Annotated in this window: 2 rRNA genes; both read left to right on the forward strand. The window is 53.3% G+C overall.

The window, feature by feature from the left end:
* Positions 1 to 925, forward strand: a 23S ribosomal RNA gene (locus CQ012_RS17315); the annotation flags it as partial.
* Positions 926 to 1,088: 163 nt separating this feature from the next.
* Positions 1,089 to 1,205, forward strand: a 5S ribosomal RNA gene (gene rrf / locus CQ012_RS17320).
* Positions 1,206 to 1,268 lie beyond the last annotated feature (63 nt).

Here is a 1,268-nt window from a genome sequence, read left to right on the forward strand (position 1 = left end):
CTTCCCCGCTGTCTCAACCATGAACTCGGCGAAATTGCAGTACGAGTAAAGATGCTCGTTACGCGCAGCAGGACGGAAAGACCCCGAGACCTTTACTATAGTTTGGTATTGGTGTTCGGTGCAGCTTGTGTAGGATAGGTGGGAGACTGTGAAGCTTGGACGCTAGTTCAGGTGGAGTCATCGTTGAAATACCACTCTGGCTGTACCGGTCACCTAACTTCGGACCATGATCTGGTTCAGGGACAGTGCCTGATGGGTAGTTTAACTGGGGCGGTTGCCTCCTAAAATGTAACGGAGGCGCCCAAAGGTTCCCTCAGCCTGGTTGGCAATCAGGTGTCGAGTGTAAGTGCACAAGGGAGCTTGACTGTGAGAGTGACAGCTCGAGCAGGGACGAAAGTCGGGACTAGTGATCCGGCGGCACCTCGTGGAAGGGCCGTCGCTCAACGGATAAAAGGTACCTCGGGGATAACAGGCTGATCTTGCCCAAGAGTCCATATCGACGGCATGGTTTGGCACCTCGATGTCGGCTCGTCGCATCCTGGGGCTGGAGTAGGTCCCAAGGGTTGGGCTGTTCGCCCATTAAAGCGGTACGCGAGCTGGGTTTAGAACGTCGTGAGACAGTTCGGTCCCTATCCGCTGCGCGCGTTGGAAATTTGAGAAGGGCTGTCCTTAGTACGAGAGGACCGGGACGGACGAACCTCTGGTGTGTCAGTTGTACTGCCAAGTGCATCGCTGATTAGCTACGTTTGGAAGGGATAACCGCTGAAAGCATCTAAGCGGGAAGCCTGCTTCGAGATGAGATTTCCATGCACCTTGAGTGTGAGAGGCCCCCAGCTAGACCACTGGGTTGATAGGCAGGATGTGGAAGCAAGGACTAAAGACTTGTGTAGCTGACCTGTACTAATAGGCCGATGACTTTCAACACACAATAAAACAATATTTGAACTGATGATTTCAATGCTGTTCGCGTTCACTATGCGGTTACGAGACAACAACCTCTAACCAGCAAATACGGATGAGTTACAAGACTTTGTAGCACCGGAAAACACTGACCAGGAAACGTTTTGGTTTGTGTGCTTCGTGATTGTTACGGCGGTCATAGCGTGGGGGAAACGCCCGGTCCCATACCGAACCCGGAAGCTAAGGCCCACTGCGCCGATGGTACTGCACTCGTGAGGGTGTGGGAGAGTAGGTCACCGCCGGACTTAACTTGAGTAGATGGTTTGAGGCCCTGGTACCGTTTGGTGCCGGGGCCTCACCTGTTTAAC

The organism is Arthrobacter sp. MYb214, from assembly GCF_002979865.1.
GTDB lineage: Bacteria > Actinomycetota > Actinomycetes > Actinomycetales > Micrococcaceae > Glutamicibacter.